This is a genomic window from Pseudomonas sp. DF5 (assembly GCF_058148225.1).
The window spans coordinates 54,832-72,265 of sequence record NZ_JBYVYM010000027.1; the positions used below are offsets into that span (position 1 = coordinate 54,832).

At 59.7% G+C, this 17,434-nt stretch carries 15 protein-coding genes; 9 read left to right on the plus strand and 6 right to left on the minus strand.

Going from position 1 to position 17,434, the window contains the following annotated elements; all coding sequences use genetic code 11:
- Positions 1-67: 67 nt before the first annotated feature.
- The 5 genes from AC30D7_RS22635 (at position 68) to AC30D7_RS22655 (ending at position 6,187) form a co-directional block, all read left to right on the plus strand.
- Entirely contained in the window at positions 68-709 is a 642-nt protein-coding gene (locus AC30D7_RS22635) for a thiol:disulfide interchange protein DsbA/DsbL (protein WP_019580303.1), read from the plus strand.
- Between the two features lie 14 nt (positions 710-723).
- Positions 724-1,584 (plus strand): endonuclease/exonuclease/phosphatase family protein, encoded by an 861-nt coding sequence (locus AC30D7_RS22640; protein ID WP_007940704.1) that lies wholly within the window; start codon positions 724-726, stop codon positions 1,582-1,584.
- A complete protein-coding gene (locus AC30D7_RS22645; protein ID WP_490135542.1) occupies positions 1,585-3,615 on the plus strand; it encodes a GGDEF domain-containing protein in 2,031 nt (676 codons plus the stop codon).
- A 102-nt stretch (positions 3,616-3,717) separates the two neighbouring features.
- Positions 3,718-4,497 (plus strand): N-acetylmuramoyl-L-alanine amidase, encoded by a 780-nt coding sequence (locus tag AC30D7_RS22650; RefSeq protein ID WP_490135543.1) that lies wholly within the window; start codon positions 3,718-3,720, stop codon positions 4,495-4,497.
- A gap of 73 nt (positions 4,498-4,570) precedes the next feature.
- On the plus strand, positions 4,571-6,187 hold the full coding sequence (locus AC30D7_RS22655; protein WP_490135544.1) for an EAL domain-containing protein: 1,617 nt from the start codon (positions 4,571-4,573) through the stop codon (positions 6,185-6,187).
- Between the two features lie 12 nt (positions 6,188-6,199).
- On the opposite strand, the gene AC30D7_RS22660 is transcribed toward AC30D7_RS22655, so the two are convergent.
- Positions 6,200-7,990, minus strand: a complete 1,791-nt coding sequence (locus AC30D7_RS22660; RefSeq protein WP_490135545.1) for a KinB sensor domain-containing domain — start codon at positions 7,988-7,990, stop codon at positions 6,200-6,202.
- 10 nt (positions 7,991-8,000) lie between these two features.
- Positions 8,001-9,347 carry a sigma-54-dependent response regulator transcription factor AlgB gene (gene algB / locus AC30D7_RS22665; protein ID WP_490135546.1) on the minus strand — a complete coding sequence of 449 codons (1,347 nt, stop codon included), beginning with the start codon at positions 9,345-9,347 and terminating at the stop codon, positions 8,001-8,003.
- 438 nt (positions 9,348-9,785) lie between these two features.
- Between algB and AC30D7_RS22670 the strand changes: the two genes are divergently transcribed.
- From AC30D7_RS22670 to AC30D7_RS22685, 4 genes are all read left to right on the plus strand, one after another.
- Positions 9,786-10,073, plus strand: coding sequence for a hypothetical protein (locus AC30D7_RS22670; RefSeq protein ID WP_490135547.1), 288 nt, complete (start codon positions 9,786-9,788; stop codon positions 10,071-10,073).
- A gap of 82 nt (positions 10,074-10,155) precedes the next feature.
- Positions 10,156-10,320 carry a DUF1328 domain-containing protein gene (locus AC30D7_RS22675; RefSeq protein ID WP_003177151.1) on the plus strand — a complete coding sequence of 55 codons (165 nt, stop codon included), beginning with the start codon at positions 10,156-10,158 and terminating at the stop codon, positions 10,318-10,320.
- A 784-nt stretch (positions 10,321-11,104) separates the two neighbouring features.
- Entirely contained in the window at positions 11,105-12,436 is a 1,332-nt protein-coding gene (gltP, locus tag AC30D7_RS22680) for a glutamate/aspartate:proton symporter GltP (protein WP_490135548.1), read from the plus strand.
- Positions 12,437-12,639: 203 nt separating this feature from the next.
- Positions 12,640-13,869, plus strand: coding sequence for a nucleoside recognition domain-containing protein (locus AC30D7_RS22685; RefSeq protein ID WP_019580309.1), 1,230 nt, complete (start codon positions 12,640-12,642; stop codon positions 13,867-13,869).
- Positions 13,870-13,917: 48 nt separating this feature from the next.
- On the opposite strand, the gene AC30D7_RS22690 is transcribed toward AC30D7_RS22685, so the two are convergent.
- The 4 genes from AC30D7_RS22690 to AC30D7_RS22705 are packed head-to-tail and all read right to left on the minus strand — an operon-like array spanning position 13,918 to position 17,412.
- Positions 13,918-14,544, minus strand: a complete 627-nt coding sequence (locus tag AC30D7_RS22690) for an ABC-type transport auxiliary lipoprotein family protein (RefSeq protein ID WP_490135549.1) — start codon at positions 14,542-14,544, stop codon at positions 13,918-13,920.
- The gene (locus AC30D7_RS22695) at positions 14,541-15,479 is read right to left on the minus strand and encodes an MlaD family protein (protein WP_490135550.1); all 939 of its coding nucleotides are present in this window, start codon (positions 15,477-15,479) and stop codon (positions 14,541-14,543) included. Before AC30D7_RS22695 ends, AC30D7_RS22690 begins: the two co-directional genes overlap by 4 nt.
- A 20-nt stretch (positions 15,480-15,499) precedes the next feature.
- The gene (locus AC30D7_RS22700) at positions 15,500-16,267 is read right to left on the minus strand and encodes an ABC transporter ATP-binding protein (RefSeq protein WP_490135551.1); all 768 of its coding nucleotides are present in this window, start codon (positions 16,265-16,267) and stop codon (positions 15,500-15,502) included.
- On the minus strand, positions 16,264-17,412 hold the full coding sequence (locus tag AC30D7_RS22705) for an MlaE family ABC transporter permease (protein ID WP_490135552.1): 1,149 nt from the start codon (positions 17,410-17,412) through the stop codon (positions 16,264-16,266). Before AC30D7_RS22705 ends, AC30D7_RS22700 begins: the two co-directional genes overlap by 4 nt.
- Between the last annotated feature and the right edge of the window lie 22 nt (positions 17,413-17,434).

Below are 17,434 nucleotides of genomic sequence, written 5' to 3' on the forward strand. Positions count from 1 at the left end.
CTCAAGCCCGCCGGAATCTGTCTGAAAACAGGTCGTGCGAGGCGACCCAATTGTCCAGGAGTAAAGCATGCGTAATCTGATCATCAGCGCCGCACTCGTCGCTGCCAGCCTGTTCGGCATGACTGCCCAAGCCGCCGAAAAACCTGAAGCGCCCTACGTCGAACTGAGCAATCCGGTCCCGGTTGCCGAACCTGGCAAGATCGAAGTCGTGGAGTTGTTCTGGTACGGCTGCCCGCACTGCTATGCCTTTGAACCCGTCATCAACCCTTGGGTTGAAAAGCTCCCTTCCGACGTAAATTTCGTGCGCATTCCGGCCATGTTTGGCGGCCCTTGGGATGCACACGGCCAGATGTTCTTGACGCTTGAAGCCATGGGTGTCGAGAGCAAGGTTCACGCTGCGGTGTTCAACGCGATCCAGAAAGAACACAAAAAGCTGACTGACAAGGAAGACATGGCGGACTTCCTGGCGACCCAAGGTGTAGACAAGGATAAATTCCTGGCCACCTTCGACTCCTTTGCCATCAAGGGCCAGATCAACAAAGCCAAAGAGCTTGCAAAGAAATATGAAATCACCGGCGTGCCTACCATGATCGTCAATGGCAAGTATCGCTTTGACATCGGTTCTGCCGGCGGTGCCGAACAAGCGCTGAAACTGGCCGACCAACTGGTCGCCAAAGAGCGTGCGGCAACCAAGGCCGTCGCCAACTAAGCGCGGCAACTGCCATGCGCCGCTGGGGAACTGAACGCATCGTTGGCCTGCACGACCCGCGGGTCAACGAGCATCACCTGGAATCGACGGGGTTGCCCGTGGACAGCCGTCTGCGTTTGCTCAGTTTCAATATCCAGGTCGGCATCAGTACCGAGCGTTATCGGCACTATCTGACCCGCGGCTGGCAGCATCTGTTGCCGCACACCGGGCGTGCCGACAACCTGCAAAAAATCGGCAATCTGCTGGGCGACTTCGATCTGGTCGCCTTGCAGGAAGCCGATGGCGGCAGCCTGCGATCGGGCTACGTCAATCAGGTCGAACACCTGGCGCAGCTCGGCGCCTTCCCTTATTGGTATCAACAACTCAATCGCAATCTCGGTCATCTCGGCCAGCACAGCAATGGCGTGCTCAGTCGCCTGCGCCCGTGGGCGATCGAGGATCATCCGCTGCCGGGGCCCAAGGGTCGCGGGGCCATTCTGGTGCGCTTCGGCGAAGGTCCGGAGGCGCTCGTGGTGGTGATGATGCACCTGGCGCTGGGCGCTCGCGCCCGTAGCATGCAACTGGCTTACATCCGCGAGTTGATCGGCGGTTATAAGCACCAGGTGCTGATGGGCGATATGAATACCCATGCCGGTGACTTGCTGCAACATTCCCCGCTGCGCGATTTAGGCCTGCTCGCGCCGCAGATGGAAGCGACCTTTCCCAGCTGGCGCCCACAGCGCTGCCTGGACCACATTCTGCTCAGCCCCACCCTGACGCTTGAAAAGGTCGAGGTGCTGGCACAACCCATTTCCGATCACCTGCCGGTCGCGGTAGAAATTCGTCTGCCGGGCTCGCTCACGGCCGATGCATTCCCCGCGTTGAGTCCTGCCTGAATGAGCGACGAAGCACAGCGCTGGAAAGAGAAATACCTCAAAAGCATCGAACAACAGGAAAAGCTCGAACGTCGATGGGACGCCCGGCTCGACCTGCTGCGTCGCGGGCTGGTGCGCAGCACCCTGGCTGCCGAAGGCACCGATCGCGCCGTTGACCAATGCATGAAGGAAATGCGCGAAGTCGTACGCACAGACGACATGGACGCCGGCCTGGCAGCCTTGCTGCCGCGCCTGGAAAAAGCCGTGCTCGACTCCGAGCAGCGCCGGGAAACCCGGGTTGATCAAGTCAGCGCCGCACTGACGGCTCTGGTCTCCCAGTTGCAGGCATTGCCGCTGCCACGGGAAGTGAGCCGGCCACTGAAGAGTTTCGCCAAGCAGCTGGACGGACGTGTCGGCCAGGCTCGCGAAATCCCGTTGCTGCTCAGCGAACTGAGCGGCTTGCAAGGCAAAGCCTTGAGCCTGCTGGAGAACCCTGTAGAACCAGGTCGCCCGGGGTTGCTACAGCGCCTGTTCGGCAGCCGGGAGGACGACGCCGCGCCACAGATCGCCACCGCCGAATTGCCAATGCCTGCCCCGCAATCTGTCGAACCGATTGCCGCACTGCTGGCCGAGCGCCCACACGCGACAGTCAATCTCGCGCCAGCCGCCGACAAATCGCAAGGGGTGATGCCAACCGTAGAAGCTGCCCTGCCCGCCACTGCGCCCCCTGAGCCCGTGGAAGCACCGGCACCTGCAGCAGCCCCCACAGCTGAAATGGTGGCGTTCGCCCCACCCGTCCTGGAGCCGGAGGCCACGAGCAGCCAGCCCCCAGAGCCACAATTCCAGCCGAACATCGAACAGCCGCAAGAGCCAGTTCCATCGATCGCCGTACCCGCCACCCAGGCTCCGCCGGCAATCAACCCGGATGAACTGATCCCGGAGACCGGCGATCCGCAAACGCCAGAACACGACATTCTGTATGCCCTGCCGGACTCGCCGGAACCGTCCTACAGCTCTGTGGCCAAGCACATCGAAGACACTCTGCTGGGCCTTCTCGACGACCTGACGCTGCCCGAGCGCCATCGACCGCAAGCCGAAGCGATGCGCAATCGTCTTCAAAATGGTTTGAACTGGTATGAGCTGCTGCCAATCCTCGACGATCTGGCAACATTGATGCTGGCCATTACCGACAGCGGTCAGCACGAATTCGAAGCGTATCTGCAGCGACTCAACGAGCGCCTCGAGTCATTTCAAAGCAACCTGCAAGCGGCCAGCGAAGGCCACGCCGACAACCGTTCTGCCGCGCGGGAGATGGACACGCAGATTCGCGAGCAAGTCGACGGCCTGCAAAGCAGCATGCATGAAGCGGCGGACCTCGATGATCTCAAGCACATGCTGGAAGACCATCTCGAAGGCCTGCTCGGCACCATGGACCAGCACCAGAAGCAACGCGACGAGCGCGAGCAGGAAGTCGCGGCCCGCCTGCAAAGCCTGGCTGAAAGGGTGGCCCACATGGAGCAGGAAGCGCTGGGCTACCGCGAGCACCTCGAAGAACAGCGCCAGAAGGCTTTGATCGATCCGTTGACCGGCCTGCCGAATCGAGCGGCCTGGAGCGAACGGCTGGACCACGAAATCAGTCAATGGCAACAACACGGTAATACCCTGTTGCTGGCGATGCTCGACCTCGACCATTTCAAACGCATCAACGACAACTACGGCCATCTGGCAGGCGACAAGGTGCTGAAAATCATCGCCAGTGTGCTGCGCAAGCGTCTGCGCGGGACGGACTTCATAGCCAGGTTTGGCGGTGAGGAGTTTGTGCTGTTGATGCCTGCCACGGCGCCGATGGCCGGCGCGAAACTGCTGGAAACCTTGCGCGCATCGATCGAAGCTTGCCCGTTCCACTTCAAGGGCGAGCGAGTCACTATCACCATTTCCATGGGACTGACCGCCTTCAGACCGGGCGAGCATAGCGACCTGGTGCTTAAAAGAGCCGATCAGGCGCTATATCGCGCGAAAAATACCGGCCGCAACCGGATAGAACTGGGCTGACAGTTAATTGTTCCATTTTGTTTAAAGGCGCGCTTTTGCGGTCGGCGCGCAAGGCAATACGTTACACTGTTGCATTATTGTCTCGCGTGTATTGCCTCCACCATGAAATTTCTTGCTCTTATTGCTTCGCTGCTTGTATTAGCCGGTTGCGCCAGCGGTCCCCGGATTGACACCAGCCACCCTTCAGCTAATCACGACAGCCGTATTCAGTTCGTGGTGATGCATTACACCTCCGCATCCCTGGAGGACTCGCTGCAATTGCTGACCCATGGCGAGGTCAGCAGCCATTACCTGATCGGCGACGACAAGCACGCCACCATCTATAAGCTGATGGATGAAAATCTTCGGGCCTGGCACGCTGGCGAAAGCCAATGGCAAGGCCGGACCTGGCTGAATTCCAGTTCCATTGGCATCGAAATCGTCAATCCAGGCTTCCAGGACACCCCGACCGGGCGCCTCTGGTATCCCTACAGCGAAGCCCAGGTTCAGTCGATGATCTTTCTGCTCAAGGACATCAGCAAGCGCCAGGGCATCAGCCCTCGCCATATCATCGGCCATAGCGACATCGCCCCCATGCGCAAGCTCGACCCTGGCCCGCTGTTCCCCTGGAAACGCCTGGCGGCCGAAGGCCTGGGGATCTGGCCAAACGAACAGGTCGTGGCGCGTCAGCAAGCGCAGTACGCCGCGCAACTGCCAAGCATCAGCTGGTTTCAGGCGCAACTAGCCCGTCTGGGCTACGCCACGCCACAAACCGGCGAACTGGATGAAGCGACACGCAATGTGCTGGCGGCTTTTCAGTTGCATTTTCGCCCGTCCCGTTTCGACGGCACGCCGGACGCGCAAACCGCGGCGCTTCTCCAGGTGTTGAACCAGACAAAATAATGACGCCCGCCCGACGGTCAGGGCTTTTCCCCAATCAGCAGCTATAACTCATTGGTAATTCTTCGGATATTCCATGATGACGGCTGCTCGAGAGAGGCTGCGTAGCTGGTTCTATCGCCCTTGGTTTCTGGCGACGCTGGCGGCTGCCTTGAGTGCGACGCTGCTGATGACCGGCAGTCTGTTCATTGCGATGCATCAGGTCGAAGACAACGAAAGCCAGGAGATGAACGCCCAGGGGGAGCGCTTTCTGGTCCGTCTGGAGCAGCTGTTCGGGCAACTGCGCGAAAGCCTCGACGACCTTGAAGCTCAACCACTGCGGGGCTGCGATGATGAAATGATCGCCACATTGCAGCAGGTCAGCTTCAATTACCGCTTCGTTTACGAAGCCGCTTACATGGATGCTTCAGGAATCTGCTCCAACCGCCCCCGTCAGGAAGGGCTGTCGGTGATCCGGCCACCGGACATCGAGGGCCCCACCTACAGCTATTGGTTGAACACCACCACCGAACCCGATGAGAACCGCGCCGCACTGATGCTGGGGCGTGGCAATTTCCGGGTGGCTACGTCCCGCGGGCATTTGACCGACATGGTTGATCTGTCTCCGGGGAGCAGCCTGCTGGTAGTGCTCGACCACGACACCCGCGCGATTCCCGTGCTCGGTGTCGCGCAGGAGTGGCCCCCGACGCAACCCTGGCCCCCGAAAAGCCAAGATGCACTGCAAGTCACCCCTACCCGCCTGATTTACCGAATGCCGACCAACGCTCCCGAATACCAACTGGTGCTGATCACCCCGCGTACCGGGATGCATGTGCCGGCCGTTTGGTGGTGGCTGCTTCCGGCCAGCCTCGCACTCAGTGCCTGCGTAGGCATTCTGGTGTTTCTGCTGGTGCGCCAGCGTCAATCACTGGATGCTGAACTGCACGGCGCGATACAACGAGGCGAATTGCAGGTGTTGTATCAGCCGATCTTCGACCTCGACAGTCGCAACTGTGTCGGAGCCGAAGCCTTGCTGCGCTGGCGAAGGCCGGACGGCACCTTGACCAGCCCCGAGCTGTTCATTCCCATGGCGGAAAACACCGGCCAGATCCGCCAGATGACTGATTTCGTATTACAGCGCCTGCTGGAACAGCTCGGACAACTGTTGCGCGCCAATCCGCAGTTGTATATCTCGGTCAACCTGGCGGCCTGCGACGTCATGGTGCCGCGTATCGGTCAGGTGATGGCGCGCCTGCTGGCCTTGCACCGTGTAGCCGCCAAACAGATTGCCTTTGAGGTGACCGAGCGCGGATTGGTTGATGTCGTGGTGGCCAGAGAAAACCTGCAGGCCTTGCGCGATGTCGGGCATCAGGTGCTGATCGATGACTTCGGCACTGGCTATTGCAGCCTCGCCTACCTGCAAACACTGCCCGTGGACTGCCTGAAAATCGACAAGGCATTTATCGACGCGCTGGGTCATGACGCCGCCAGCAGCGGCGTGGCACCGCACATCATTCGCATGGCCCAGGCCCTGCAACTCAAGGTGATTGCCGAAGGCATCGAATATGAAGCCCAGGCAGAGTTTCTGAGCAGCGAGGGGGTGAAGTTCGGTCAGGGCTGGCTGTTCGCGCACCCATTGAGCGCTGTGCAATTCATCGAATTGATTACCCGTGGCCGCCGACAAGCAACGCGGCGTCTGGATGACGAAGACTGAGAGGGTTCAGGCTTATACCGCCAGCGCCATGTAGAACTGCGAACCCTGCCCTGGCCGTGAATACACGCCCATCCGCCCACCGTGCAACTGCACGATCTCCTTGCACAGCGCCAGACCGAGCCCGGCGCCGCCCTTCTTGCGGCCGACTTGAACAAAAGGCTCGAATATCCTCCCCTGCTGGCTGTAGGCAATGCCTTCGCCGTTGTCTTCGACACTGATAATCACCCGCTCTCCATGGCGTCGAGCCTGCAACCGTATCAGGCCATCGCGGGAGGTATGGCGCAAGGCGTTGTCGATCAGGTTGTCGAGCACCCGCTCCAGTTGCGCCTGATCGGCTTGCAGCCGCGGCAACTCCCCCTGTACTTCCACCAACAGCTCAATGCCCTTTTCCTGTGCCAGACCGGTAAAGCGCGCCTGGGCCTGCTCCAGCAAATCCTCGATGGAGCATGGCGCCAGGGTGAGTTTTTGCAGGCCGTTCTGATAGCGTGAGAAATTCAGCAGGTCGTTGATCAACTGCATCAAGCGCTGCATTTCTTCATTCACGGTGTTCAGCAAGTCGGCTTCACGGGAGTCCTCGGCAAAATGCGTCCGCTCGCGGAATAGACCGAATGCCATGTGCATCCCGGTGACAGGCGTGCGCAACTCATGGGAAGCACGCAAGACGAACTCGCTGCGCACCCGCTCGAAGGCGCGCTGTTCGGTTACGTCATGCAACACCATCACGGCGCCGAGAATATGACCTTGGGTGTGGATGACCGGGGTCAGGCTATACGTCAGCAATCGCGACTCCCCATCGACCTCGATGCTCAGGTCGTCCGGCACTCGCTCCAGGGTGCCGCCGCGCAGCACCAATTGCAGCTGTTCATCCAGTTCGGGACGCTCGAGTGCCGTGCCCAGCCCTTGGCCGAGACGCTCGCCGTCCCAACCTAACTGGCGCTGAGCCACCGGGTTGAGGTGCTCGAGATGACCTTGACGATCAATGATCAGCAAACCGTCGTCGATGCTGTCGAGCACCGCTTGCAAACGCTGCTGTCCGGCGAGCAGTTCGTCGATATTAGTGGCTTGGTGCTGCCGCAGGGCCTCTGCCATGACTCCAAAACGGCGGGTCAGCTGGTTCATTTCCACTGCCGAGGAAATCGGCAGGGTCACTTCGAAATTACCCTGGCCGATGTTGTCGGCGGCCGCCGCCAAGGCCTCGATCGGAGCCCCGAAACGCTGGGCGATCGCATGGGCGGTAATGAACCCGATGAACAGCACCCCCACCCCGACCAACCCGAGCAAGCCGGCAATCAGCAACGCCCGGTCCCGAGCCTGACTTTCGGTTTCACTGATGTTATCCAGCGCGCGCTTCTGTTCGGTGATCAAACCGTTGCGTAGCGTGTTGAATTTTTCCGTGAGATCCCCGCCTCCGGTTAGCACCTGTGCCATGTCGCGGGAAGGATCGTAGGCCTGCAGAAAACTCTCGTAATCAGCCTTGGCCCTTTGGAACCCATACTGGTCACCCTCGCCGGACGATTCGTGAGCAATGCCCTCATCGAGCAGCTCGAGGTAATGCTGTCTGGATGCCTCGAACGCTGCGGGATCAGGTTTCTCGCCGAGCATGATGATCAGTTGATCACCCAGGGTCTGGCGCAGCTTCAATCCCAGATCCAGCCTGACGAAGTTGTCACGGATCAGAGCCTCCTGTGTACCGGCCATCTGCATCACGCTGACCAGCCCGAGCAACAGCCCGAGCAGTGCCACCGTGATCAAAGCTGAGATACTCAGGAACAGCCGGGTGCGCAACGTCATCGCCAGTTTCATCGGGTGCGGCTCACAGGTTGTACTGCTTGCGTTTGCGGTACAGGGTCGAGGCGTCGATACCCAAGGTCTTGGCCGCCTGATCCAGCGTATCGGCGGTGGCAAGGACCGCACCGATATGGGCTTTCTCCAGCTCATCCAGGCTCAACGCGGCGCCAATGCGTGGCGTATTGTTGGTCGGAACGTCGGCCATGCCCAAGTGGCTGATCTCGACGCGCTCCTGTGGACAAATAATGCTCGCCCGCTCCACCACGTTGCGCAGCTCGCGGATATTGCCGGGCCAGCGGTAGCTGAGCAGCGCCTCGCGGGCCTCATCGCTGAAACACCGGGCCGGACGCGAGTACTCCTTGACGAAGCGCGCCAGGAAACGGTCAGCCAGGTTCAGAATGTCTTCCCTGCGTTCGCGAAGCGGCGGCAGGTGCAAGGTGATGACGTTCAGTCGATAGAGCAAATCCTCGCGAAAACGGCCGTCGCGAACCATGTCTTCGAGGTTGAGGTTGGTGGCCGCGAGGATTCGCACGTCGGCCCGGCGGGTCACCGGATCGCCCACCCGCTCGTATTCCTTGTCCTGGATGAAACGCAGCAACTTTGGTTGTAAAGTCAACGGAAAATCGCCGATCTCGTCGAGAAACAACGTTCCGCCATCAGCCTGATTGACGCGACCCAAGGTGCTTTCGCTGGCACCGGTGAACGCGCCACGGCTGTGGCCGAAGAGTTCACTGTCCATTAATTCCGCTGTCAGGGACGGGCAGTTGATGGTGATGCAGGATTTCTTCTGGCGTTTGCTCCAGCCATGAATGGCCTGTGCCAGCTCACCTTTACCGGTGCCGGACTCTCCGAGTATCAGAATGTTGGCATCTGTACTGGCAACCTGGAGCGCGGTTTCAAGCACCACTTTCATCGCCGGGCTGTGGGAATCCAGCCCCTCCTTGGGTTTACGCACTTCACCTTCGAGGGCTTCCAGGCGTGCCGAGAGTTGCCGCACTTCCAGCTGTTTGGCGGTTGCCAGACGCAACTGATCGGGGCTGCAAGGTTTGACCAGATAGTCGGCGGCACCGGCCTGAATCGCATCCACGGCAGTGTCCACGGCCGAATGAGCGGTGACGATCACCACGCGCATCCAGGGCGCCTGAATCCGCATTTGGGCCAGCACATCGAGACCGTTGTCTTCACCCAGGCGCAAATCGAGGAAACACAAATCGAAAACCTGACGCTGCAACAAGGCTTCGGCCTGAGCAGCGCTGGTCGCGGTGGCCACGCTGTAGCCTTCGTCTTCGAGGCAATAGCGAAAGGTTCGAAGGATGGCGGACTCGTCGTCCACCAGCAGAATGCGGCCTTGATGCTCAGTGGCTGATTCCATGTTCCTACGCTCCTTTAATAGTGTTCTTGGTTAGTCCCGGAGAAATCGGGCAAGTTGCATGGTTGATTCTGGTCGATTCCAGCCACAACAGGCTATCTATCTGCTCAAAGCGCAGCTAATACGCTGATTTATCCGGCTTTTAATTTACAGACCATTCTTTCAGCGATTGCCTGCGTCCCTTTCTGACATCTGCGCCCTCCCCGCAATTCAAAAATATTGAAAGTGCCTGCGAACTCATCGTGCATTACGCACGACCGCAAAAGGATCATCGTGCAGGATGCGTCAAAAACGTTTTTTACAAGCAACACAACCATTTGATTTTTATCGTTTTTATTCTTTATGAAAGCTGGCATGCGGGCTGCAATGGTCTGGGTAATCAGGGCATTTAATGAACCAGCGCCCGCCAAAGATCACTACCCAGATGGGAGGAACTTCAGGATGAATCGCCAAAGTGCCGCCCCATTGCGTCTCTCGCCACTGCATATCCAGCAAGGTTTGTTTGCCCTGCTGGCATTGTTGATCACCTTGATTGGCGGCCAACAGTTCATGCGCTGGGAGCAGAGCCAGCAACCGGAGCCTGCGCACCTTTCGATTCAGCATGCCCCCCAAACCCAATTCCGCGCTGTCAGCAGCAACCCGGCTGACAACGCCTCGATGCGAATGATGGACGTCGACCAGGCCGGGCCTGTGGATGAGACGCCCCCTCAGGAACGTTGGGTGTTTTAAACAAAGCGAACTTGGCGCGCTCAACGCGCCGGGAAAGGCACCACAAGCAACATCCTTAAATAGAAACGTAAGGAGAATCACCATGTTGAGCTGGGCAATCACATTCCTGATCATTGCCATCATCGCTGCAGTACTGGGCTTCGGTGGCATCGCCGGCACCGCCACGGGTATCGCCAAGATTCTCTTTGTCGTATTCCTGGTGATGTTTATTGCTTCCTTCTTCTTTGGCCGTCGCGGTCGAGGTTGAGACGGGCATTTCGTTCAAAGTCGAAGCGCCCATAGGGCTCCCGGACGAAGGCATGCAGAAGATGTTGATGGAGCGACTGAAAAAAGATCCGGACAGCTATTGAGTTCAAAACACGAAAGAGGTCTCGCGCTCTTTCCACTGCGCTACCCGAGGACGGTAGACGCATGACCAAGGGGTCGGGATGTTCTGACTGCTTCAGGGTCGGAGTGACCTACGGGTACAGGGAGTACCTGCGCAAGGGCCGGGTCAGGTAAGGCTGCTACGCAAGTTCGCCGGCCCAGGGTGGCTCGACGAACTTGCGGAGAGCTTCAACGTGCAAAACGTTGATCTAGAGCATTCTGCTCATCTGTTCTTGCTGCATATTCCCCGCCAAACCATTTCGCGGTGTTTCTTCGTGACCGTATATCGAGAAAGCCCCGACTTTCTCGCGAAGAAAATTCGCAATCAAATGTAGGGTTTTTCCCAAATTCCCACCGGTTCGAAAAACATCAACCTACGCTGAAATGGCCGGTTCACGGCACTTATACCTGCCGAAATGTCGTATTCGAACCGGCTGGGACGTGGGTTTCAGTTGAAAAATCTCATGCCGATTCGGCATAGGGTAGGCGTTTACGGCATTAGACGGCGCTTCCCGGCATCGGAATAGTTGCGCCTTTTTCGCTGCCAGAGAGCTGTAAATGCTCGCTCGCGGGGACCTTATACGGGGGCCGATGCAAAACTTCTTCGCCATCGTGCGTTGCAGTTCATGCATCGGCCTGAGTCAAACGCAAGTAAGGGTAAAGATATGAAGAAGGCAAAGCTTAGCCTCGCCTGGCAGATCCTCATCGGTCTGGTTCTGGGGATAGCAATAGGTGCACTGCTCAACCACTTCAGCGCTGAAAAGGCCTGGTGGATCAGCAATGTCCTGCAACCAGCAGGCGATATCTTTATCCGTCTGATCAAGATGATCGTGATCCCGATCGTAATCTCCTCGCTGGTCGTCGGCATCGCTGGCGTTGGGGACGCGAAAAAACTCGGGCGTATCGGTCTGAAGACCATCATTTACTTCGAGATCGTCACCACTATCGCCATTCTGGTCGGTCTGGTGCTGGCCAACGTGGTCCATCCGGGCAGCGGCATCGACATGAGCACCCTGGGTACCGTGGATATTTCCAAGTACCAGGCCACTGCTGCCGAGGTTCAGCATGAACACGCGTTCATCGAAACCATCCTCAACCTGATCCCGTCGAACATCTTTGCGGCCATGATGCGCGGCGAGATGCTGCCGATCATCTTCTTCTCCGTGTTGTTCGGTCTCGGTATGTCGAGCCTGCAATCGGACCTGCGCGAACCGCTGGTGAAGATGTTCCAGGGCGTGTCGGAAAGCATGTTCAAAGTCACCCACATGATCATGAACTACGCCCCGATCGGCGTGTTCGCACTGATCGCGGTGACCGTGGCCAACTTCGGCTTCGCCTCCCTGTTGCCGCTGGCCAAGCTGGTCGTCCTGGTTTACTTCGCCGTTGCCTTCTTCGCCTTCGTGGTGCTGGGCCTGATCGCTCGCCTGTTCGGCTTCTCGGTGATCAAGCTGATGCGCATCTTCAAGGATGAGCTGGTCCTGGCCTACTCCACCGCCAGTTCCGAAACCGTGCTGCCGCGCGTGATCGAGAAGATGGAAGCCTACGGCGCGCCGAAAGCCATTTGCAGCTTCGTGGTACCGACCGGCTACTCGTTCAACCTCGACGGTTCGACCCTGTACCAGAGCATCGCGGCGATCTTCATTGCCCAGCTGTACGGCATCGACCTGTCGATCAGCCAACAATTGCTGCTGGTGCTGACCCTGATGGTCACCTCCAAAGGCATCGCCGGCGTACCGGGCGTGTCCTTCGTGGTCCTGCTGGCCACTCTGGGCAGCGTCGGTATTCCGCTGGAAGGCCTGGCGTTCATCGCCGGTGTCGACCGCATCATGGACATGGCCCGTACCGCGCTGAACGTGATCGGCAACGCCCTCGCCGTGCTGGTCATCTCGCGCTGGGAAGGCATGTACGACGACGCCAAGGGCCAGCGCTACTGGAACTCCCTGCCGCACTGGCGCAGCAAGGAAAAGCTGCCGGTTGGCGAGATTTCCCGCAACTGATCACAAACCCCTGTGGGAGCGGGCTTGCTCGCGAATGCGGCGTGTCAGTCAACAGAGTTGTTGAATGATGGCCTCTTCGAGAGCAAGCCCGCTCCCAGATGGGGTCCTCGCTAGCAGTGCCAGACAAACCCCGGAGAAATCCGGGGTTTGTCGTTTCTGCCTACCCCGCTATCATTCGCCGCATCTTCCGGGGGATTTGACTGATGCTTAATGGCCTGTGGCTTGGCTTCTTCATCGTGGCAGCCGTATCGGCGCTGGCGCAATGGCTGATCGGCGGTAACGCCGGGATCTTTGCGGCGATGGTGGAAAGTATTTTCGCCATGGCCAAATTATCGGTCGAGGTCATGGTCCTGTTGTTCGGCACCCTCACCCTCTGGCTGGGCTTTCTGCGGATCGCCGAGAAGGCCGGGATCGTCGAGTGGCTGGCGAAAGCGCTGGGGCCACTGTTCCTGCGCCTGATGCCGGAAGTGCCGGCCGGTCATCCCGCCATAGGCCTGATCACCCTGAACTTCGCCGCCAACGGCCTGGGCCTGGACAACGCCGCCACACCGATCGGCCTCAAAGCCATGAAGGCGCTGCAAGAGCTCAACCCCAGTGCAACGATCGCCAGCAACGCGCAGATCCTCTTCCTGGTGCTCAACGCGTCCTCCCTGACCCTGCTGCCCGTGACGATCTTCATGTACCGTGCCCAGCAAGGCGCACCCGATCCGACGCTGGTGTTCCTGCCGATCCTGCTTGCCACCAGTTGCTCGACCATCGTCGGCTTCCTGACCGTAGCGTTCATGCAACGCCTGCGCATCTGGGACCCGGTGGTGCTGGCATACCTGATTCCCGGCGCCCTCGCCCTTGGCGGCTTCATGGCACTGCTGGCGACGCTCTCGGCGACCGCGCTGGCGAGCCTGTCATCGGTCCTCGGCAACGTGACGCTGTTCGGCTTGATCATGCTGTTTATGATCATCGGCGCATTACGCAAGGTGAAGGTCTACGAGGCATTCGTCGAAGGCGCCAAAGAAGGCTTCGACGTCGCCAAGAACCTGTTGCCGTATCTGGTGGCGATGCTCTGCGCCGTGGGTGTGCTGCGAGCATCCGGAGCGTTGGATTTCGGTCTGGACGGGATTCGTCACCTGGTGGCGTGGGCCGGTTGGGACACGCGCTTTGTCGATGCCTTGCCGACCGCATTGGTCAAACCCTTTTCGGGCAGTGCCGCCCGGGCAATGCTGATCGAAACCATGAAGACCGAGGGGGTGGACAGCTTCCCGGCGCTGGTGGCGGCAACGATCCAGGGCAGTACCGAAACGACTTTCTATGTCTTGGCGGTGTATTTCGGCGCGGTGGGCATCCAGCGTGCACGGCATGCGGTGGGCTGTGCGCTGCTGGCGGAGCTTGGCGGGGTGCTGGGGGCCATCGGGGTTTGCTACTGGTTCTTCGGTTAAACGAAAACCCTGTGGGAGCGGGCAAGCTCGCTCCTTTCAGCGGTGGCTTCAGGGCCTCAGCGGCGGCACGACTTTCTGACCCTGCTCCACCGTCCAGGCCACCACCTGCGCCGTCAACTGGTCGCTGGCCTGGCCGAACCCGGCGACCACCGCCGGCACCTTCACATCGCTCAACGGCTGGCGCACTTCAAAGCGCCGACTGGCGAGGATGCGCTGGTCATACCCACGCACCAGCAATGCATCCAGCCGCACGACCACGCTCGCTGTCGTGCCCTGGTATTCGGTTTGAAATGCCTGCAGGTTGCCGCCCAGCTCCAGGTCCGCCTGCAGATTGCTGTCGTCAGTGCTGAGCAACGGCACCCGACCATCACGCTGGAAACCATCGAGCAGACGATTGCGCAGCAACACCGGTGCCGGGTCGCTCCAGCGGGAAGCCTTGTAGCTGCTGATCAGGTCACCCTGAGGGATCACGGCGATCTTCGGGTTGTTCAAGGCTTCGCTGGTCTGCGGCTTGGCCAGCCGCAACGACCAGTGCAGCACCGTGCTGTGATTGGCCGGTGCGCCGCTCTGGGCCGAGGGCAACCGGTAGACATCGGATGGCTCGGACTTGGGCAGAATCGAGCAGGCACTGATCAGTGCAAAACCGGCAGCCAAGGCTAACGGGATCAGCTTCATGGCGTGAACTCCTTGTTCTTGTCGCTGCCCAGCAGGTAACCGCTGGGGTTGGCCTCAAGTCGCTGGGAAATGGTGCGCAAAGAGCTCAAGGTATCGCGCAACTCACGTACCGCCGGCGCCAGGCCATTGAGGCCCTGCATGCCGTTGTTGAGGGAATCCTGATTAGTGGTGAGCAATGAGTTGAGGGTCGCGCTGCTCTGTTCCAGGGACTTCATGGCTTGCTCGGCACTGCCAAACATCTGCTTGCCCTGATCGTTGAGCAGGCCATTGGCGTTGCGCATCAGCCCTGCGGTTTGTTCGAGTGTGGCCGAGGCCTGTTTACCGATCGACGCCAGTTGCTGCATGGCCTGACCAATGTCGCCGCGCTGGTCAGCGATGGTGCTGGTGGTTTGCTCCAGATGCTCAAGGGTTTTGCTGATGCGCTCGACGTTTTCCGAAGAAAACATCTGATTGGCGTTCTGCATCAACACGTTCACACCCGTCATCAAATCGTTACTGTCACTCATCAAACGGGCGATGGGCGAGGGCGATGCCACGATGGTCGGCAAGTTGCCGTCCTTGCCCTTTAGCGTCGGACTTTGTGGCGTGCCACCGCTAAGCTGAATGATCGAGGTGCCAGTGATCCCGGTCAGCGCCAGTTTGGCCTGGGTGTCTTCCTTGATCGGGGTATCGCCGCCCAGGCGGATCCGTGCCAACACCCGGCGCGGATCGTTCGGGTCCAGGCGCAGCGTCACTACATCGCCGACCTTGATCCCGCTGTACTGCACGGCGCTGCCCTTGGACAAACCGCTGACCGCCTCGTTGAAGACGATTTCGTAATCCTTGAATTCGGTGTCGACGCTGGACTTGGCCAGCCACAAACCGAAGAGCAGGGCGCCTGCCACCACTATGACGGTGAACAGGCCGATCAACACGTGATGGGCTCGGGTTTCCATGTCAGACCTCGTTGAGCTGGTTAGCGGCCGCGAGGGCCATGGAAGTATTCGTGAATCCACGCGTCGTCGGTTTCCGAAACCTTGTCGATGGCATCCGCCACCAGTACTTTCTTTTGCGCCAGCACCGCCACCCGGTCGGTGATGGTGTAGAGCGTGTCGAGGTCGTGGGTGACCAGAAACACACTCAAACCCAACGCGTCGCGCAGGGTCAGAATCAATTGATCGAACGCCGCCGCGCCAATCGGGTCGAGACCAGCGGTGGGCTCGTCGAGAAACAGAATGTCCGGGTCCAGCGCCAGCGCCCGGGCCAGGGCGGCGCGCTTGATCATGCCGCCAGACAGTGAAGCAGGGTACTTGTCGGCCGCCGACAAGGGCAATCCGGCCAATGCCATTTTCACCGCCGCCAGGTGCTCGGCGTCGGTACGGCTCAGGCCGGCGTGTTCGATCAGGGGCAGGGCGACGTTCTCGGTCACCGTCAGCGAAGAGAACAGGGCGCCTTTCTGGAACAACACACCGAAGCGCCGTTCGATCAGCGAGCGCTCGTGCTCCGACAGGCTCGGCAAGTTCTTGCCGAAGACCTTCACCAGCCCTTCGCTGGGCTGACGCAAGCCGACGATGCTGCGCAACAGCACCGACTTGCCGCTGCCGGAACCGCCGACCACCGCCAAAATTTCGCCCTTGTACAAATCCAGGTCGAGGTTCTCGTGCACGCTCTGGCGGCCGAAACGATTGCACAACCCACGGACTTCGATCACCGCCTCGGAGGGCGCTCGGGGTAAACGACTCACCAGCCCATCTCCATGAAAAACAATGCGGCCACGGCATCGAGGACGATCACCACGAAAATCGACTGCACCACGCTCGACGTGGTGTGCGCGCCGACGGACTCGGCGCTGCCACTGACCTTGAAGCCTTCGAGACAGCCGATGGCGGCAATCAGGAACGCAAAAATCGGCGCTTTGACGATTCCCACCAGGAAGTGCTGAATACCAATGTCCGATTGCAGCAGTGACAGGAACATCGCCGGCGAAATATCCAGCGACAGCGCACACACCACGCCACCGCCGACAATCCCCGACAACATCGCCAGGAAGGTCAGCATCGGCAGCGCCACCAGCAACGCCAATACCCGCGGCACCACCAGCAACTCCATCGGGTCGAGGCCGAGGGTGCGTATCGCGTCGATTTCTTCGTTGGCCTTCATCGAGCCGATTTGCGCGGTGAACGCGCTGGCGGTGCGGCCGGCCATCAGGATTGCGGTGAGCAACACACCGAATTCCCGCAAAAAAGAGAACGCCACCAGATCCACGGTAAAAATACTCGCGCCGAAACTCGCCAGCACGGTCGCGCCGAGAAACGCTACCACGGCGCCCACCAGAAAGGTCAGCAGGGCGACGATGGGAGCGGCGTCGAGGCCGGTCTGCTCAATATGGGCGACCATCGGCGTGAGGCGCCAGCGCTTGGGACAAAACAGCCCGCGCGCGATGGTTTGCAGGATCAGGCCGACGAAGCCCAGCAGCTGCAGGAGGTCCTGCCAGACCGCATCGACCGCACGGCCAATGCGAGTCAGCAGTTGAATGCCGACGCTGATTTCCGGCTCTTTTATCGGCACGCAGAAATCAGTCAGCGAGCAATACACCGTCTGCAGCAAGGCGCGATCGGCGGAGGAAAGGGTGCAATCAGGGTGTTCGGCGGATTTGCCCAGACGCTCGGAGCCCAGCAACTCCACTAACAGCGATGCACCCGCCGTATCCAGGGCACCGAGGCCGTTGAGGTCGATGGGGGTGTTGTTGTCGTATTGGCCGCGGAGCTTTTCGCTCAGGTGACTGAGATCGGCGTAATGGGCGAGCGTCCAGTCCCCCGTGACCCGCAGCAGGGCTGGGATGTGCGAGGTATCCAGTCGGGCACTGCCGGGCGTTGTGCTACTGGTCATAAGCTCCTGCTTGTTCGGCAAT